Annotated in this window: 16 protein-coding genes and 1 pseudogene; 11 read left to right on the top strand and 6 right to left on the bottom strand. The window is 71.0% G+C overall.

The genetic code is table 11. The features are described 5' to 3' along the window. Positions 1–95: 95 nt before the first annotated feature. Entirely contained in the window at positions 96–638 is a 543-nt protein-coding gene (locus ACFU95_RS21545; RefSeq protein ID WP_030048834.1) for a hypothetical protein, read from the bottom strand. Between the two features lie 309 nt (positions 639–947). Here ACFU95_RS21545 and fmt point away from each other — a divergent pair, with 309 nt between their 5' ends. Together fmt and ACFU95_RS21535 are read left to right on the top strand one after the other, a co-directional pair. Then, positions 948–1,880, top strand: a complete 933-nt coding sequence (gene fmt / locus ACFU95_RS21540) for a methionyl-tRNA formyltransferase (RefSeq protein WP_383829844.1) — start codon at positions 948–950, stop codon at positions 1,878–1,880. 114 nt (positions 1,881–1,994) lie between these two features. Then, positions 1,995–3,413 carry an RsmB/NOP family class I SAM-dependent RNA methyltransferase gene (locus ACFU95_RS21535; RefSeq protein WP_383829841.1) on the top strand — a complete coding sequence of 473 codons (1,419 nt, stop codon included), beginning with the start codon at positions 1,995–1,997 and terminating at the stop codon, positions 3,411–3,413. Positions 3,414–3,474: 61 nt separating this feature from the next. On the opposite strand, the gene ACFU95_RS21530 is transcribed toward ACFU95_RS21535, so the two are convergent. After that, on the bottom strand, positions 3,475–5,658 hold the full coding sequence (locus ACFU95_RS21530) for an MMPL family transporter (RefSeq protein ID WP_383829838.1): 2,184 nt from the start codon (positions 5,656–5,658) through the stop codon (positions 3,475–3,477). A 134-nt stretch (positions 5,659–5,792) separates the two neighbouring features. Here ACFU95_RS21530 and rpe point away from each other — a divergent pair, with 134 nt between their 5' ends. From rpe to ACFU95_RS21510, 4 genes are all read left to right on the top strand, one after another. Further along, entirely contained in the window at positions 5,793–6,479 is a 687-nt protein-coding gene (rpe, locus tag ACFU95_RS21525; protein WP_383829835.1) for a ribulose-phosphate 3-epimerase, read from the top strand. Positions 6,480–6,557: 78 nt separating this feature from the next. Then, positions 6,558–7,601 carry a sugar-binding transcriptional regulator gene (locus tag ACFU95_RS21520; RefSeq protein ID WP_383829832.1) on the top strand — a complete coding sequence of 348 codons (1,044 nt, stop codon included), beginning with the start codon at positions 6,558–6,560 and terminating at the stop codon, positions 7,599–7,601. A gap of 78 nt (positions 7,602–7,679) precedes the next feature. Further along, positions 7,680–7,991: a barstar family protein gene (locus tag ACFU95_RS21515; RefSeq protein WP_383829829.1), complete on the top strand. Its 312-nt coding sequence runs from the start codon at positions 7,680–7,682 to the stop codon at positions 7,989–7,991. A gap of 131 nt (positions 7,992–8,122) precedes the next feature. After that, on the top strand, positions 8,123–9,565 hold the full coding sequence (locus ACFU95_RS21510) for a GuaB1 family IMP dehydrogenase-related protein (protein WP_383829865.1): 1,443 nt from the start codon (positions 8,123–8,125) through the stop codon (positions 9,563–9,565). Between the two features lie 140 nt (positions 9,566–9,705). Here ACFU95_RS21510 and ACFU95_RS21505 read toward each other — a convergent pair whose 3' ends face one another. After that, positions 9,706–9,840 carry a hypothetical protein gene (locus ACFU95_RS21505; RefSeq protein ID WP_383829868.1) on the bottom strand — a complete coding sequence of 45 codons (135 nt, stop codon included), beginning with the start codon at positions 9,838–9,840 and terminating at the stop codon, positions 9,706–9,708. On the opposite strand from ACFU95_RS21505, the gene ACFU95_RS21500 reads away from it, so the two are divergent. Continuing rightward, the gene (locus ACFU95_RS21500) at positions 9,829–11,316 is read left to right on the top strand and encodes an amino acid permease (RefSeq protein ID WP_383829827.1); all 1,488 of its coding nucleotides are present in this window, start codon (positions 9,829–9,831) and stop codon (positions 11,314–11,316) included. The genes ACFU95_RS21505 and ACFU95_RS21500 overlap by 12 nt on opposite strands. Positions 11,317–11,326: 10 nt before the next feature. Next, the gene (locus ACFU95_RS21495; RefSeq protein WP_048581051.1) at positions 11,327–11,779 is read left to right on the top strand and encodes an Lrp/AsnC family transcriptional regulator; all 453 of its coding nucleotides are present in this window, start codon (positions 11,327–11,329) and stop codon (positions 11,777–11,779) included. A 4-nt stretch (positions 11,780–11,783) separates the two neighbouring features. Here ACFU95_RS21495 and ACFU95_RS21490 read toward each other — a convergent pair whose 3' ends face one another. Then, positions 11,784–12,212 carry a hypothetical protein gene (locus ACFU95_RS21490; protein ID WP_383829823.1) on the bottom strand — a complete coding sequence of 143 codons (429 nt, stop codon included), beginning with the start codon at positions 12,210–12,212 and terminating at the stop codon, positions 11,784–11,786. A 243-nt stretch (positions 12,213–12,455) separates the two neighbouring features. Between ACFU95_RS21490 and ACFU95_RS21485 the strand changes: the two are divergent. Continuing rightward, a pseudogene (locus ACFU95_RS21485) lies at positions 12,456–13,651 on the top strand (MFS transporter). On the opposite strand, the gene ACFU95_RS21480 reads toward ACFU95_RS21485, so the two are convergent. Further along, the gene (locus tag ACFU95_RS21480) at positions 13,620–14,159 is read right to left on the bottom strand and encodes a Repetin (protein WP_383829820.1); all 540 of its coding nucleotides are present in this window, start codon (positions 14,157–14,159) and stop codon (positions 13,620–13,622) included. The pseudogene ACFU95_RS21485 and the gene ACFU95_RS21480 overlap by 32 nt on opposite strands. Before the next feature lie 309 nt (positions 14,160–14,468). Here ACFU95_RS21480 and ACFU95_RS21475 point away from each other — a divergent pair, with 309 nt between their 5' ends. Together ACFU95_RS21475 and ACFU95_RS21470 are read left to right on the top strand one after the other, a co-directional pair. Further along, positions 14,469–15,257, top strand: coding sequence for a carbon-nitrogen hydrolase family protein (locus ACFU95_RS21475; RefSeq protein ID WP_383829817.1), 789 nt, complete (start codon positions 14,469–14,471; stop codon positions 15,255–15,257). A gap of 49 nt (positions 15,258–15,306) precedes the next feature. Continuing rightward, positions 15,307–17,019, top strand: a complete 1,713-nt coding sequence (locus ACFU95_RS21470; RefSeq protein WP_383829814.1) for a flavin monoamine oxidase family protein — start codon at positions 15,307–15,309, stop codon at positions 17,017–17,019. On the opposite strand, the gene ACFU95_RS21465 is transcribed toward ACFU95_RS21470, so the two are convergent. Then, positions 16,980–17,909 carry a hypothetical protein gene (locus ACFU95_RS21465; RefSeq protein ID WP_383829811.1) on the bottom strand — a complete coding sequence of 310 codons (930 nt, stop codon included), beginning with the start codon at positions 17,907–17,909 and terminating at the stop codon, positions 16,980–16,982. The genes ACFU95_RS21470 and ACFU95_RS21465 overlap by 40 nt on opposite strands. Between the last annotated feature and the right edge of the window lie 67 nt (positions 17,910–17,976).

Below are 17,976 nucleotides of genomic sequence, written 5' to 3'. Positions count from 1 at the left end.
ACCACCCCCCGGGTCATGGTCGACAGGGGGCAAAAGTCATGCCGGGCCAGAAGGCCGGGAGCCCCAAGATCGGGGCCGTCTAGAAGGTAACGGGGTCAGCCGTTGCGAGGGCCGGGGAACGCCGTGGGCCTGGCCTCGTCGCGGAGGCCGGGGCTGCCGGCCGTCGGCTGTGTCGGCATCGAGCGGGCCGCGGGGACCGTCGGCACCGTGGGAAGAGCCGTGGAGACGTTGACCGTCCGGGTGCCCGCGGGCTCGGTCGTCCGCTCGGCCTCGGCCGCCGCCTGGGTGGCGGCGCGGCGCGCGCCGTAGCGGCGATGGACCGCCTGCTTGGTCACGCCGAGGGCGGAACCCACCGCGTCCCAGGAGAAGCCGAGTGAACGGTCGAAGTCCACGGCTGCCGTGACCAGGGTCTCGACACTGTCCCGCAGCTCCTGGGCGAGACGGACCGTCGGGGCGGGGGCGCGTCCGTAGACGACGAAGCCCGTGGAGGGGCCGGAGCGGCGCGGGCGGTAGACGTTGCCCAGCTGGGCGGTGAGCGTACGCAGTGCGTCCACCTGCCGGCGGACCCGCTCGATGTCCCGCACCAGCAAGTGCAGGCTGGCCCGAGCCTGGGCGTCGTGGGTTGCGTGGTCGGCCATGAACAAGCCTCTCGAACCGGCGTTGAAAAGGAGAGGGCCGCGGAGACGGTGTGTGCGGCCCGTTGTGGTCAACTCTTTCTTGACCAACGCGGGAGCGGTCCGCGGGTCACGCAGTGGGGGCGTATGGGCATATGCCTACGCCCCTGCGCGGGGGGCGTGCGCCTCGGCTTTCGTCGGCTGTCGGTTCGTGGCGGGACGAAGTCCGGCCGGTGCGAGCGTTCATGGTGTTCCCCATGTGAGGCCCGTCCCGGGCACCCATAGACTTGTGTGTTGCCCAACCAACCCCGCCCGAGAGGCCCGTGCCCACCCATGAAGCTTGTCTTCGCCGGTACCCCTGAGGTCGCCGTTCCCGCTCTGGACGCTCTGATCGCCTCCGGGCGGCACGAGGTGGCCGCCGTCGTCACGCGGCCGGACGCGCAGGCCGGGCGGGGGCGCCGGATGGTGGCAAGTCCGGTGGCCGAGCGGGCCGAGGAGGCCGGGATCGAGGTGCTCAAGCCGGCCAGGCCGCGCGACCCCGACTTCCTGGAGCGGCTCAGGGAGATCGCGCCCGACTGCTGCCCCGTCGTCGCGTACGGCGCCCTGCTGCCCCGCGTCGCCCTCGACATCCCGGCCCAGGGCTGGGTCAACCTGCACTTCTCGCTGCTGCCCGCCTGGCGTGGGGCCGCGCCCGTGCAGCACGCCATCATGGCGGGCGACGAGATCACCGGGGCCTCCACGTTCCTCATCGAGGAAGGACTCGACTCCGGGCCCGTCTACGGCACCGTCACCGAAGCGATCCGGCACACCGACACCAGCGGCGACCTGCTGACCAGGCTCGCCTTCGCCGGCGCCGGGCTGCTGGCCGCGACCATGGACGGGATCGCGGACGGCACGTTGAAGGCCGTGCCGCAGCCGTCCGAGGGGATCACCCTCGCGCCGAAGGTCAACGTCGAGGACGCCCACGTCGACTGGGCCACCCCTTCCCTGCATGTGGACCGTCTCGTGCGCGGGTGCACCCCTGCCCCGGGTGCCTGGACCATCTTCCGCGGTGAGCGGCTCAAGCTCATCCAGGTGCAGCCCGTGCCCGGGCGCGACGATCTCGCCCCCGGCGCGCTCTCCGTCGGGAAGAACAACGTCTACGTCGGGACCGGCTCGTACGCCGTCGAGTTGCTGTGGGTGCAGGCGCAGGGCAAGAAGCCGATGCGCGCCGCGGACTGGGCGCGTGGCGTGCGGATCGGGGACGGGGAGAGCCTCGGGGGCTGACCGACGGGGTCGGACGACCGCCATGGCCTCGGGGCGTGACCAGCCGTACGCCCGGGCGGCGGTGCGACGTAGGCTGGTCGTACATCTCATCCAGCAATCCGGAGCACCTTTTTCGTGAGCGACACCTCCCGTCGGCCCCGCAAACCCGGCAAGCCCTACCGACGGCCCAAGAAGGACCCCGTCCGCGTCCTCGCCTTCGAGGCGCTGCGTGCCGTGGACGAGCGGGACGCGTACGCCAACCTCGTGCTGCCTCCGCTGCTGCGCAAGGCCCGCGAGAAGGGCGACTTCGACGGGCGGGACGCCGCGCTCGCCACCGAGCTGGTGTACGGGACGCTGCGGTGGCAGGGGACGTACGACTCCGTCATCGCCGCCTGTGTGGACCGGCCGCTGCGTGAGGTCGACCCGCCGGTGCTCGATGTGCTCAGCCTGGGCGCGCATCAGTTGCTCGGGACGCGGATTCCCTCGCACGCCGCCGTTTCCGCGTCCGTGGAGCTCGCGCGGGTCGTGCTGGGGGACGGGCGGGCCAAGTTCGTCAATGCCGTGTTGCGCAAGGTGGCGCAGGACGATCTCGACGGGTGGATCCAGCGGGTCGCCCCGCCCTACGACGACGACCCCGAGGACCATCTCGCCGTCGTGCACTCGCATCCGCGGTGGGTCGTCTCGGCGCTGTGGGACTCGCTCGGCGGTGGGCGGGCCGGGATCGAGCGGTTGCTGGCCGCCGACAACGAGCGGCCCGAGGTGACGCTGGTCGCCCGGCCGGGGCGGGCCACGACCGAGGAGTTGCTCGGCGAGGAGGCCGCGGTGCCGGGGCGGTGGTCGCCGTATGCCGTGCGGTTGGCCGAAGGCGGGGAACCGGGGGCCGTGGAGGCCGTTCGGGAGGGCCGTGCGGGCGTGCAGGACGAGGGGAGCCAGCTGGTCGCCCTCGCCCTGGCCAACGCGCCGCTGGAGGGGCCCGACGCGAAGTGGCTCGACGGGTGTGCCGGGCCCGGCGGCAAGGCTGCGCTGCTCGGCGCGCTGGCCGCCGAGCGGGGAGCCATGCTGCTCGCCTCCGAGAAGCAGCCGCACCGGGCGGGGCTCGTGGCGAAGGCCCTCGACGGCAATCCCGGGCCCTATCAGGTCATCACCGCGGACGGGACGCGGCCGGCTTGGCGGGCCGGGAGCTTCGACCGGGTGCTGATGGATGTTCCGTGTACCGGGCTGGGGGCGTTGCGGCGGCGTCCGGAGGCCCGGTGGCGGCGGCGTCCGGAGGATCTGGACGGGTTCGCTCCGCTCCAGCGCGGGCTGCTGGGGTCAGCTCTTGACTCGGTGCGGGTGGGCGGGGTCGTCGGGTACGCCACGTGCTCGCCTCATCTCGCGGAGACGCGGGCGGTGGTCGAGGACGTGTTGAAGCAGCGGGGTGGGGCCGAGCTGATCGATGCCCGGGCGTTGCTGCCGGGGGTGCCGGATCTGGGGGAGGGGCCCGATGTACAGTTGTGGCCTCATCTGCATGGGACGGATGCGATGTATCTGGCGCTGATTCGGCGGGTGGGCTGAGGGGCCGTGGTGTGCGGCGGCGGGTGGGCCGGCCCCGCTTCGGGCCGAGCGGTCTCGTCTCTCAAGCGCCGGACGGGCTGGAAGGCCCGCCGGGCGGCGTTTCTCCGTCGTCCCGGGCCAGGCGGTGGGGCCACCACACCTTCGCGCCCACGTCCAGGAACAGGGACGTCACGAGGACCGAGCGCACGATGAGGGTGTCCAGGAGGACGCCCAGGGCGACCGCGAAGCCGATTTCCGCGAAGGCGACCATGGGGAGGGTGCCGAGGGCGGCGAAGGTGCCTGCCAGGACCAGGCCGGCGGATGTGATGACCGCGCCGGTGGCGGCCAGCGCTGTGACCACGCCGGTGCGGGTGCCCTGGTGGGTGGCCTCCTCGCGGATGCGGGTGGTCAGGAAGATGTTGTAGTCGATGCCCAGCGCCACCAGGAAGACGAAGACGAAGAGGGGGAAGTCGGTCGACTCGCCCGCGTAGTCGAAGAGGTGGCGGAAGGCGAGGGCGCTGATGCCCAGCGCCGCCGTGAAGGACAGGATCACCGTGCCGATCAGCAGGAGCGGGGCGATCAGCGCGCGGAGCAGGGCGACGAGGATCAGCAGGACCACCAGCAGCACCAGCGGGATGATCAGTATGTTGTCGTGCGTCGTCGCCTCGTCCATGTCCAGCAGGGCCGCCGTACCTCCGCCCACCTGGGCATCCGCGTCCGGCACCGCGTGGACGGCGTCCCGGACCCGTTCGACGGTCTGCTTCGCGGCCTCGCTGTCGGCGGGAGCGGTCATCGTCGCCTCGAAGAGCACCTGGCCCTCGTAGGAGGGCTTCGTGCCCGGTGGCAGGCCCAGTGAGGTGGGGACGACACCCTGTGTCGCGGCGACCGCGCGGCCCACCTGTACGGCCTGGGCCTGATTGCTGATGATGACCAGGGGGTCGCCGCTGCCGGCCGGGAAGTAGCGTTCGGAGATCTCCTGGCCGGTGATGGAGTCCGGTTTGTCGGTGAAGGCGTCGGCGTTGCTCAGGCCCTCGGCGCGCAGTTGGATCAGGCCGAGGGAGCAGACGGCCAGGGCGATCGCCGTGACGGTCCAGACCATGCGGGGGCGGTGCGCGATACGGCGGCCCATGCGGGCCCAGACGCCTCGCTTGTCCGGGTTCTCCGTGCCCAGGTGCGGGATCACCGGCCAGAAGATCCAGCGGCCGAAGATGACCAGGAGGGCGGGGAACAGGGTCATCATCGCGATCAGGGCGACCGCGACTCCGATCGCCGCCACCGGGCCGAGGCCCCTCGTCGAGTTCATCTCGGCCGCCAGCAGGACCAGCATGCTCAGGACGACGGTCGCGCCGGAGGCTATCACCGCCGGGCCCGCGCGGTGCAGGGCCAGGGCCATCGCCTCGTGGCGGTCCTCGTGACGGCGCAGTTCCTCTCTGTAGCGGGCCACGAGCAGGAGCGCGTAGTCCGTGCCCGCGCCGAAGACCAGGACCGTGAGGATGCCGGCACTCTGCCCGTTCACCGTCAGGCCGCCGTGTTCCGCCAGGAGATAGATGAATGCCTGTGCGGTGAACAGGGCGACGATCACGGCGACGAGGGGCACCAGGAGCAGGGTCGGGCTGCGGTAGGTGATCAGGAGCATGACGATGACGACCGCCATCGCCGAGAGGAGGAGTGTGGAGTCGATGCCCTCGAAGGCTTCGGAGAAGTCCGCGGACGTACCGCCGGGACCGGTGATGTGCACGGTGAGCCCGGCGCCGCCGGTTCCGGTGACGTCCCGGATCGAGTCCACCGCGGGCGCGATGCGCTCCCAGCCCTTCTCGTCCATCGTGATCGGGACCTGGACCTGGGCCGCCCGCGGGTCCACCTCGCGGTCGAAGACCGGGCCCCGGGTCTCGGCGCCCCGGATGCCGTGGTCGGTCAGCTGCTTGAGCCGCGCCACGTCCTCGGTGATCGCCGCCCGGTCCTGGAGCGTCAGCCCGCCGTCACGGGCGTAGACGACGATCGCGGGGATCTGCTCCGGCCTGAAGTTCTCGGAGACTTCCAGGACTTGAGTGGATTCCGCGGACCCCGGCAGCCAGGAGGCCGCGTCGTTGTCCTGCGCGTCGGTCAGCTTCTGCGCGAAGGGCGCCGTCAGGAACAGCACCGCCAGCCACAGGACGAGCACCACCCACTTGGCACGTCGCCCGCAGACCAGATGCGCGATGCCCCGCTGCCCCGACCCGGTCGGCCGCGGCCGCTCCGGCCACCGCTTGTCCTGGATCTCCGTCATGGCCACCCCCGCAGCCGCACAACGATCCGGTCGGCCGCCCAGCATGGCACGGGCGAACCGGACACAACATCCGATGAACGTCTCAGGTCTGTACCGGCGCGAACATTCGTGCTCCGGCATGGCAGTCTTGGGTCATGGCCGCGCAGATCAACCCCAGCATCCTGTCCGCCGACTTCGCCCGCCTCGCGGACGAGGCCAAGGCGGTCGAGGGAGCCGACTACCTCCACGTCGACGTCATGGACAACCATTTCGTCCCGAACCTCACGCTCGGCGTGCCGGTCGTAGCGTCTCTGGCCCGTGCGACGGACACCCCGCTGGACTGCCATCTGATGATCGAGGCCCCCGATCGGTGGGCGCCCCAGTACGTGGAAGCGGGGGCCTCTTCCGTCACCTTCCATGTCGAGGCCGCCGCGGCCCCCGTGCGGCTCGCCCGGGAGATCCGGGCCAAGGGCGCCCGTGCCTCCATGGCACTCAGGCCCGCGACCCCCATCGAGCCGTACGAGGATCTCCTCCCCGAGCTCGACATGCTGCTGATCATGACGGTCGAGCCGGGCTTCGGTGGTCAGGCGTTTCTCGACATCATGCTTCCGAAGATTCGCCGGACCCGCGAGTTGATCAGCAAGCACGGCCTTCAGTTGTGGCTCCAGGTCGACGGCGGGGTCTCCGCCTCGACCATCGAGCGGTGCGCCGAGGCGGGCGCCGATGTCTTCGTCGCCGGTTCGGCGGTGTACGGGGCCGAGGACCCCGCCGAAGCGGTCCGTGCGTTGCGTGCGCAGGCGGAGGCGGTCACGAAGACCGCGGCCTGGGCATGCGACCACTGAGCCAAGGGAACGTGAACGGCGCCCATCAGGGCGGATCAAGAGCGCCGGATCTGCAAGGATGAACGGCGAATCCAGAGTGTGAACAGCAGTGAGGAGATCGCCGTGTCGGGTATGTCGGCGGGCCGGTCAGCCATGCGGATGGGACCCGCTGAGCTGGTGCAGGCGGCGGCCATGGCCCGCCGCTTCTACCTCGAGGGCAAATCCAAGATCCAGATCGCGGAGGAGTTCGGCGTCAGCCGCTTCAAGGTGGCCCGGGTCCTGGAGACCGCTCTCGAACGGGATCTGGTGCGCATCGAGATCCGTGTGCCGGCCGAGTTGGACGCGGAGCGCTCGGACGCGCTGCGCGCCCGCTACGGCCTCAGGCACGCCGTCGTGGTGGAGTCCCCGGCCGAGGCCGAGGAGACGCCCGACCCCGAGAACCTGGGAGAAGTGGCCGCCGACCTGCTCGGCGAGCTCGTGAACGAAGGTGATGTGCTGGGCCTGGCCTGGGGCCGGTCCACCATCCACATGGCCGCGGCCCTGGACCGGCTGCCGCCCTGCACGGTGGTGCAGTTGACGGGTGTGTACGACGCCGGGACCGCCGAGCGCGGTTCCGTGGAGGCGGTGCGCCGGGCCGCGCAGGTGTCGGGCGGCGACGCCCACCCCATCTACGCGCCGATGCTGCTGCCGGACGCGGCCACCGCGACGGCGCTGCGCCACCAGACCGGGATCGCCCGGGCCTTCGAGTACTTCGACAAGGTCACGGTCGCCTGTGTCTCCATCGGCTCCTGGGAGCCGGGCATCTCGACGGTGCACGACATGCTCAGCGACGAGGAGCGGGCGCACTACGCCTCGCTCGGCGTCGCCGCCGAGATGTCCGCGCACCTCTTCGACGCCGAGGGACGCCGGGTCGGACGGGACCTCGGGGAGCGGTGCATCACCGTGAAGGCGGACCAGCTCCGCCGTATCCCGGAGGTCGTCGCGATCGCCGGCGGGGCGCGCAAGGCCGCCGCGATCGACGCGGTGCTGCGGTCCGGGCTCGTCACCAGCCTGGTGACGGACACATCGGCGGCGGACGTGCTGATGACGGCGGGGCCGACCCCGAGGTCGACGCTCAACAGGGCTGACCCGGACGGGCAGTGACAGTGTGTCAGGAGGGGGCGGCCCGGTGGCCGTCCCCTTCGTACATCGACGATCCACTAGGGACTTGGCGGTACTGAGATGACCGACCTCGCGGTCACGCTGGACCTCGAGGGGGTCATGGACAAGGCGGGTCTGATGGACCGCTGTGTCCTGACCCTGGAGCTGCCCGACTGGTTCGGCCGCAACTGGGACGCCCTCGCCGACAGCCTCTCCGATCCCTCGGTGTGGCCCAAGGACGCCGCGGACGGACTGCTGGTCGTCGTACGGAACTGGCAGCCGTACGCGAAGGCGCGGCCCGAGGAGTGGGAGATCGCCCAGGAGGTGTTCTCCGCCGCCGCGGACCGGGCGCCGTCGCTCAGCGTGATGCTCGCTCTCGGAGGATCCTCCTAAGGCCCATCTGACCTGCTCGTATGAAGCGACCGTGTATCGCATTCCGGTCAGCATGGGACAATGAAGTACGTGCTCTTCCCCCTGGCTGACCTGTCCGGGGGCCACCTCTGATCGACTGGGATGTGCAGCACGTGCGTTTCCTCAACGACATCCAGCCCGCGTACGACCTGACGTACGACGATGTCTTCATGGTCCCGAGCCGCAGCGCGGTCGGCTCGCGGCAGGGCGTGGACCTCAGCTCCCCGGACGGCACGGGCACCACGATCCCGCTGGTCGTCGCCAACATGACCGCCATCGCGGGCCGCCGTATGGCCGAGACGATGGCCCGGCGCGGCGGCCTGGTGGTCATCCCGCAGGACATCCCGATCGAGGTCGTCACCGAGGTCGTCTCCTGGGTGAAGAGCCGCCACCACGTCCTCGACACCCCGATCGTGCTGGCCCCGCACCAGACCGTCGCCGACGCGCTGGCCCTGCTGCCCAAGCGCGCGCACAACGCCGGTGTGGTCGTCGACGACGACTTCAAGCCGGTCGGCGTGGTCACCGACTCCGACCTGTCCGGCGTGGACCGCTTCACACAGCTCGAAGTGGTCATGTCCCGGGACCTGCTGCTTCTCGACGCGGACCAGGATCCGCGCGAGGCCTTCAACACCCTCGACCACCACAACCGGCGCTACGCCCCCGCCGTCGACAAGGACGGCCGTCTCGCCGGCATCCTGACCCGCAAGGGCGCCCTGCGCGCCACGCTGTACTCGCCGGCCGTCGACGCGAACGGCAAGCTGCGCATCGCGGCCGCCGTCGGCATCAACGGCGATGTGGCGGGCAAGGCCAAGCAGCTCCTCGACGCGGGCGTCGACACGCTGGTCATCGACACGGCGCACGGCCACCAGGAGTCGATGATCGCCGCGATCCGGACGGTACGGGCGCTCGACCCGCAGGTGCCGATCGTCGCGGGCAACATCGTCGCCGCCGAGGGCGTCCGCGACCTCATCGAGGCCGGTGCCGACATCATCAAGGTCGGTGTCGGTCCGGGCGCGATGTGCACCACCCGGATGATGACCGGCGTCGGCCGGCCGCAGTTCTCCGCCGTGCTGGAGTGCGCGGCCGAGGCGAAGAAGTACGGCAAGCACGTGTGGGCCGACGGCGGTGTCCGCCACCCGCGCGACGTCGCCATGGCGCTCGCGGCCGGTGCCTCCAACGTGATGGTCGGATCCTGGTTCGCGGGCACCTACGAGTCGCCGGGCGACCTCCAGCAGGACGCGGGCGGCCGCCTGTACAAGGAGTCGTTCGGCATGGCGTCCGCGCGAGCCGTGCTCAACCGTACGTCCGAGGAGTCGTCCTACGACCGCGCCCGCAAGGCGCTCTTCGAGGAGGGCATCTCCACCTCCCGCATGTTCCTCGACCCGGCCCGCCCCGGCGTGGAGGACCTGATCGACTCGATCATCGCGGGCGTGCGGTCGTCCTGCACCTACGCGGGCGCCGGCTCCCTGGAGGAGTTCGCCGAGAAGGCCGTCGTCGGCATCCAGAGCGCCGCCGGCTACGCGGAGGGCAAGCCGCTGCACGCCAGCTGGAGCTGACGCTCCAACTGCGCGACCGGCCCCCTCGGAGCCGCACCCTGCAACGGTCGAAAGCCACCGCGCAACGAACACCCACCGAGCCCCCAGGAACGCAATGATCTTGCGAGTACACGCAAGGTTGCTGCATTTCACCAGCAACGTCACTCCTCGTAGGCTGTCGCCTCGTACGTGGCGTGGCAGGGACCCCGCTCGGTGGGTTCCTGCTGTCGCAGGGTGCCGACCGTCCCCGCCGCGCCGAGAGGCAGCGACGAAGGAGTCAGCGCGTGCTCGATCAAGGCGCACCCCCGCAGGACCGCACCCAGTCAGGCCCACCGTCCCCGGGTGTCGGCGTGCGCCTCATGCGTCGCAAGCCCGTGGAACACCTGGTCGCAGAGGGTGGCCAGGGTGAGGGAGGGTCCCTGAGACGCTCCCTCGGCATGTGGCAGCTCACCATGATCAGCATCGGTGCCACGCTCGGTACCGGCATCTTCGTCGTCCTCGGCGACGCCGTCCCGGAGGCCGGTCCCGCCGTCACCCTCGCCTTCGTGATCGCCGGCCTCACGGCCCTCTTCTCGGCCCTGTCGTACGCCGAGCTGGCCGGCAGCATTCCCGTCGCCGGCTCCTCCTACTCGTATGCGTACGCAACGATGGGCGAGCTCGTCGCCTGGGTCTGCGGCTGGTGTCTGGTGCTGGAGTACGGCGTCTCGGTGGCCGCCGTGGCCGTCGGCTGGGGCGAGTACCTCAACGAGCTGCTCAACGGGACCATAGGCGTCACCGTGCCGGCCGTGCTGTCCTCGGCTCCCGGTGAGGGCGGCATCATCAACCTGCCCGCGCTGATCGTCGTCCTGCTGGCGATGGTGTTCCTGCTCGGCGGCGTCCGCGAGTCCGCCCGCGCCAACACGATCATGGTCGCGGTCAAGATCGCCGCGCTGGTGCTGTTCTGCGCGGTCGGCTTCACGGGCTTCAAATCCGGCAACTACGAGGACTTCATGCCGCTCGGCATGGCGGGCGTGAGCGCCGCGGGTGCGACGCTCTTCTTCTCGTACATCGGCTTCGACGCCGCCTCCACCGCCGGTGAGGAGGCCAAGGACCCCAAGCGGGACCTGCCGCGGGCGATCATGCTCTCGCTGATCATCGTGACCGCGCTGTACGTGCTCGTCGCGGGTGTCGCCGTCGGCGCCTGGAACTGGACCAAGTTCGAGGGCTCCGAGGCCTCCCTCGCCGCGATCATGAACGACGTCAGCGGCCAGGGCTTCTGGGGCACCCTGCTCGCCCTCGGCGCCGTCATCTCCATCGCGAGCGTCGTGCTCACCGTGCTCTACGGCCAGACCCGCATCCTGTTCGCGATGTCCCGTGACGGACTGGTCCCGAAGGCACTCGGCAAGGTCCACCCGAAGACCGGTGCGCCGCGCCTCAACACGATCATCGTGTCGCTGTTCTGCGGGGCGCTCGCCGCCCTCATCCCGCTGGGCAAGCTCGTCGACGCCACCAGCATCGGCACGCTGTTCGCCTTCGCCCTGGTCAACATCGCGGTGATCGTCCTGCGTTACCGGCGACCCGAGCTCGAGCGCACGTTCAGGGTGCCGTTCGGGCCGGTGCTGCCGGTGCTGGGCTTCCTGTTCTGCGCGTACAACATGTTCAGCCTCGACACCGTCACCTGGGTCGTCTTCGGGTTCTGGATGGCCGCCGGTCTCGTGGTCTACTTCGGGTACGGCTACCGCCGTTCGCGCCTCGCCACAGCGGGCGCCCCAGTCGCACCAGAAGTGAAGTGAACCACCCGCAGTGCTGAACGATCTCGACGAACGCATCGTGCACGCCCTCGCCGAGGACGCCCGCCGCTCCTACGCGGACATCGGGCAGCTCGTCGGCCTGTCCGCGCCCGCCGTGAAACGGCGCGTGGACCGGCTGCGCGCCACCGGGGCCATCACCGGATTCACCGTCCGGGTGGACCCCTCGGCGCTCGGCTGGGAGACCGAGGGATTCGTCGAGATCTACTGCCGGCACAACACCTCGCCGGACACCATCCGGCGGGGCCTGGAGCGCTACCAGGAGGTCGTGGCCGCCTCCACCGTCACCGGGGACGCCGACGCGGTCGTGCAGGTCTTCGCCTCGGACATGCGGCACTTCGAACGGGTCCTGGAACGGATCGCGGGGGAGCCGTTCGTGGAGCGGACCAAGTCGGTGCTGGTGCTCTCGCCCTTGCTGCGGCGGTTCTCGTCCGGGTCGCCGACGTAGTGGATCAGCCGCTGGCCGGTGGGGGCTTGTCGCGCCCCGTGGCGGAGCCGCTTTCCGACACGGCCCCGCGCCCCTCGAGGGCGTCTTCGCCGGCCTTTCTCACCATGCGCCGGACAGCCCATGCGTGGCCGCGCGTTCCGATCACCAGCAGCCGGTAGAGGCGGCCCGTCGCCCCGGGAAACGCGGCCCTGCTCTCGGCCTCAACCCGGGTGCGGTCGGCTCCCGCCTCTTCCAGTCGGAAGACCAGGACGTACGTCGAGAAGCGATGACTTCCGGCGAGGGCCAGCTCCCTGCCCGGCACCGAGGTGACCACATGGAACCCGGGGTGGTCGAAGGTCTCGCCGAGGGCACGCCAGACGGCGTCAGGCGACGCGGCGACGAGCGACGTGTGCGTGTCGATGTACGGCAGGTCGAAGATCTCGGTGGCGTCCATGCAGGGAGTCTGGCGCGCGGGCTCGCGCCTCGGCGTCCTCCCGGGGGCCGACGTCGGTCGCCGCTCGGCGGAGGCGCCCGGCCCGCCGCTCCTCCCTGCCGATGATTTCGGCTGCGCTCCCGCGCCCCGCCCGCCTACCATCGATGCCATGACCTGGCGACATTGATCCACCAGCCGTGCCTCCCGAGGGCCGCCTCGGACGCCGTACCCCCGGTGTCCGAACAGTCCCTGCGGGAAGGCCTCATGACACTCTCACCTGCGCGTGTGCCCACCACCGGTGTCCGGCGGCTCACGGCCACGCTGTACGGCTACTCGTTCCTCGACGACTTCGTCCTGCTCTACCCGGTGTACGCGCTGCTGTTCGCCGACACCGGGCTGTCGCTCTGGCAGATCTCCTCCCTGTTCGCCCTGTGGTCCATCACCGGCGTCGTGCTGGAGGTTCCCTCCGGCGCCTGGGCCGACACGGTCTCGCGACGGCGGCTGTTGTGGCTCGGCCCGCTGCTCACGGCCGTCGGCTTCGGGCTGTGGGTGCTGCTCCCCTCGTACGGGGCCTTCGCCCTCGGCTTCGTCCTGTGGGGTGCCGGCGGAGCGCTCGGTTCCGGTGCGCTGGAGGCGCTGGTCTACGACGAGCTGGACCGCCTGGGTGCCGCCGACCGGTACGCGCGGGTGATGGGCCGCGCCCGGGCCGCGCGACTGGTGGCCACGATGGCCTCCGCCGGCCTCGCCGCACCCGTCGTCGCGCTGGGCGGCTACCCGGCCGTAGGTGCGGCGAGCATCCTGGCCTGTGTGCTGACCGCCGCCACGGCGACCCGCTTCCCGGAGCACCGGGCGCGGCCGGAGAAGGGGGAGGACAGCTGGGCGACGACCCTGCGGACCGGGCTCGCCGAGGTCCGCGCGGACCGTTCCGTGCGCGGTGCGCTGCTGCTGGTCCCCGCCGTCGCCGCCGTGTGGGGCGCACTCGACGAGTACACCCCGCTGCTGGTCCGGGACATCGGCGTCGCCGAGGCCACCGTCCCCTATCTGATCCTGCTGATCTGGGCCGGCGTCACCGCCGGAAGCCTCCTGGCCGGACCGGCCGAACGCCTCGGCACGCGAGGGCTCGCGGCGCTGCTCGCGGGCGCCGCGCTCGCCCTGGCCGTGGGAGCCGCGGCCGGCACACTGGCCGGCATCGCCCTCGTCGGCCTCGCCTTCGGCGGGTTCCAGCTGGCGGAGGTGCTGGCCGACGTCCGTCTCCAGCACCGGATCGACGAGTCCCGCCGGGCCACCCTGACCTCGGTCGCGAGCCTGGGCACCGAGCTGGTCACGGTCGCCACCTTCGGCCTGTACGCGCTGCTCGGCACGGGGCGGCGCACAGCACGGTCTTCGCCGTGCTGGCGATCCCGTACGCGGTGACCGCGCTGGCGCTGGCTAGAAGTCGGGCCGCCAGGGCACGACCGTGAAGCCCCCGGTGCCCTTCCTGACCTTCTCGAAGGGCGCCGAACTCACGCACTTGGGCAGCTCCTTGGTCTCGACGGGGTTGCCCGTCGAAGCCCAGCTGTAGCCCAGCCGGTCGTGCCGGCCGAGGTCGTGGACGGTCACGCCGACCCGTTTGCCCTCGGCGCCCGGCAGGTCGGATTCAGTGATCACACCGGAGACGACGGCCACCTTGCCGCCGGTCAGCAGGCAGTCGACCCTCGCCTTCGCCCGGGCGCCCTCACCGTCCAGGTAGTGGCTGAACTCGAACGTGCCGGTGGCCTTCGTCGGGTCGGCCGTGTCCTTCGCCGCCAGATGCGCGTCGAAGGAGAAGGTGATGTCGTCACCGGCCGAGCGGTACAGCTTGGCGGTGCCGGTGAGGGCCGCGGCCTCCCGCCGGCCCGGTTCATCCGACGCGGTGGCGACGGCCGAGGCGGCCCCGGCGGTGAGCAGCAGTGCGCAGCCCAGCACGACGATCTTCGTACGGCGGTTCATCGCGGTCCTTTCCGCAGGTCAATCGGACACGCACCACTCTCCCGACGCCGCGCCCGCAGTACATCGCGCCGGGGGCGGGACCCCGCCTCCGCCGTCCGGCGGGGATGCCGCCCCGCCCTGCGCCCCCAGGACGAGTGGGCCTACGCCCGCGGTCGCGCAACGAATCGCCGTCCACCCCTCGTCGCACGCAACGAACAGCTCACCGGCGCGCAACGGCTCCTTCTTGTCCGCCCCGCTCGGCCGCCCGTACCGTCTACGTGGCCCCTACACGGCACTCCTGCCCCCCCTTCCTTCCGGTGAGGAACACGCATGCGCACCGCACTGCTCCAGAGCTCCGGCCGCCCCGGCTCCACCGTCGAGAACCTCAAGGTCCTCGACGAGGCCGCGGGCCGTGCCGCCGCCGCGGGCGCCGGGCTGCTGGTCGCGCCGGAGATGTTCCTGACCGGGTACGCGATCGGCGACGACATCGCCCGCCTCGCAGAGCCCGCCGACGGCGAGTGCGCGGACGCGATCGCCGAGAGCGCGACACGGCACGGTCTGGCGATCGCCTACGGCTACCCCGAGCGGGCCGGAGACACCGTCTTCAACTCCGCCCAGCTGATCTCCGCCGACGGCACCCGGCTCGCCAACCACCGCAAGACCCACCTCTTCGGCTGCTTCGAGCGCGACCACTTCACGCCGGGCGACGGGCCGGTCGTCCAGGCCGAGCTCGACGGCCTCCGCGTCGGCATCCTGATCTGCTACGACGTCGAGTTCCCGGAGAACGTCCGCGCCCACGCCCTGGCCGGAACGGACCTCCTGATCGTGCCGACGGCGCAGATGCACCCGTTCCAGTTCGTCGCCGAGTCGATGATCCCGGTGCGCGCCTTCGAGAACCAGATGTACGTGGCGTACGTCAACCGGGTCGGCCGGGAAGGGGAGTTCGAGTTCGTCGGCCTCTCCACCCTCGCCGGACCCGACGGGGTCGCGCGCACCCGTGCCGGGCGCGGGGAGGAACTCGTCCTCGCCGACACCGACCCCGTCTTCCTCGCCGCCTCCCGTGAGGAGAACCCGTATCTGAAGGACCGCCGCCCCGGTCTCTACGGGTCCCTGATCTGAGCCTCCGCCCCCCCCCGCAGCCCCTGTTTGTGCAAGGAGTCCGTACCCCATGACGTCCACGGTGCCCAACGCCGTCCAGCACGCCGACGAGCAGCAGCCGCCGATCACCATGTTCGGCCCGGACTTCCCGTACGCGTACGACGACTTCCTCGCCCACCCGGCGGGGCTCGGCCAGATACCGGCGACCGAGCACGGCACCGAGGTCGCGGTCATCGGCGGCGGGCTGTCCGGCCTCGTGGCCGCGTACGAGCTGATGAAGATGGGCCTCAGGCCCGTCGTCTACGAGGCGGACGAGATCGGCGGCCGACTGCGAACCGTCGGCTTCGAGGGCTGCGACCCGGCCCTGACCGCCGAGATGGGCGCGATGCGCTTCCCGCCGTCCTCCACGGCCCTGCAGCACTACATCGACCTGGTGGGCCTTCGGACCCAGCCCTTCCCGAACCCGCTCGCCGAGGCCACCCCCTCGACCGTCGTGGACCTCAAGGGCGAGTCGCACTACGCCGAGACCGTCGACGACCTGCCCCAGGTCTACCGGGACGTCGCCGCGGCCTGGAACAAGTGCCTGGAAGAGGGCGCCGACTTCTCCGACATGAACCGGGCGATGCGCGAGCGGGACGTGCCGCGCATCCGTGAGATCTGGGCGCAGCTCGTCGAGCGGCTCGACAACCAGACCTTCTACGGCTTCCTCTGCGACTCCGAGGCCTTCAAGTCCTTCCGGCACCGCGAGATCTTCGGTCAGGTCGGCTTCGGCACCGGCGGCTGGGACACCGACTTCCCCAACTCCATCCTGGAGATCCTGCGCGTCGTCTACACCGAGGCCGACGACCACCACCGCGGCATCGTCGGCGGCTCCCAGCAGCTGCCGCTGCGCCTGTGGGAGCGCGAGCCGGAGAAGATCGTCCACTGGGCGTACGGCACCTCGCTCGCCAAGCTCCACGACAACGGCGAGCCCCGCCCGGCCGTGACCCGGCTGCACCGCACGGCGGGCAACCGGATCACCGTGACCGACGCGAACGGCGACATCCACACCTACCAGGCGGCCGTGTTCACCGCCCAGTCCTGGATGCTGCTGTCGAAGATCGCCTGCGACGACTCGCTCTTCCCGATCGACCACTGGACGGCCATCGAGCGGACCCACTACATGGAGAGCTCGAAGCTCTTCGTGCCCGTCGACCGGCCGTTCTGGCTCGACAAGGCCGTCGACGACAGGGGAAACCAGACCGGCCGGGACGTCATGTCGATGACGCTCACCGACCGTATGACGCGCGGGACCTACCTTCTGGACGACGGTCCGGACAAGCCGGCGGTCATCTGCCTCTCGTACACCTGGTGCGACGACAGCCTGAAGTGGCTGCCGCTGTCCGCGGGCGAGCGCATGGAGGTCATGCTGAAGTCGCTCGGCGAGATCTACCCGAAGGTCGACATCCGGAAGCACATCATCGGCAACCCGGTGACCGTGTCGTGGGAGAACGAGCCGTACTTCATGGGCGCGTTCAAGGCCAACCTCCCCGGCCACTACCGCTACCAGCGGCGCCTGTTCACCCACTTCATGCAGGACCGGCTGCCCGAGGACAAGCGGGGCATCTTCCTCGCCGGTGACGACATCTCCTGGACGGCCGGCTGGGCCGAGGGCGCGATCCAGACCGCGCTGAACGCGGTCTGGGGCGTCATGCACCACTTCGGCGGGGCGACCGACGCGACCAACCCGGGGCCGGGTGACGTCTACGACGAGATCGCGCCGGTGGAACTCCCGGAGGACTGACGGGCTCGGGCCGCGCGGGCGGCTCGACCGAGGCGTGAGCGCGCCCGCCGCACCCGCCGCACCGGTCGTGGTGGCGGGCGGCGCCCGACGTCCGGTACCGGATCGGGGGTGTCGGCGTCGTTGTCCCGCCCTTCGGCCGGCGGTCTGCGGCGGATCACCAGGGCGATCGCGGCGGCGATGGCGCTGACGGACACGGCGAGTCCGCCCAGGCCGTTGATCGCCTCGGTCACCTGCCGCCACAGGTCTCTGGCCCACGAGAGCCAGTCGTCGTCCTCGGGCGGCGCCGCGTCCACGCTCCAGATCAGGGGCGGCTTCTCCACCAGCACCGTGTCGGTGTCACGGAAGTAGGAGGTCATGGTGAGCGCGATGCTGAACGTCCCCGCACGCTCGGCCCGCACCTCCCACACCCAGACGGCGACGTCCTCGCGGGTCAGAACGTGTTGGCGTTCCGACGACAGTGGCGTGCACCGCACACCGGCACCGGAGCAGTGCAGCTTCATCCCTATCTGGGTACCCGCGCTGACGACCGCCTGGGACTCGCCGGGGCCGGCGGCGGCCCGGGTGCCCGGAATCTCGACTCGGAACCGGCGTGGTGGAGCACCTGCCACGAGCCCCAGGGCCGGCGGGTTCGTGTGGACGACGGTGACGTCGAAGAGACGGCGACGCTCCCCCTCGATCTGCTCGGCATAGGAGAACTCGTCGGGCGGGGGCGCCTTTCCGGTCGCGGCACTACCGGGCCCGTCCTCGCTTCGCGTGACCACCCCGACGAAGCTCCCCCAGACCAGGGCGAGCAGCAGCCCGAGCGCCATCCAGGACACGCATCCCAGGGCATCGAGGACCAGGAGCACCGAGCTGCGTCGACGAGTCACCCACGCGCGTAATCCGACCATGCGCGCACAGCGTAGTGAACGACCCTGTCACCCCGGCCCGCGTCCGAAGCCGGCGCTCGGGCAGGAG

This window comes from Streptomyces sp. NPDC057623 (genome assembly GCF_042800355.1).
Lineage (GTDB): Bacteria > Actinomycetota > Actinomycetes > Streptomycetales > Streptomycetaceae > Streptomyces.
Note: the sequence above shows the minus strand (reverse complement) of the source record. Positions and strands in the feature narration are given on the sequence as shown.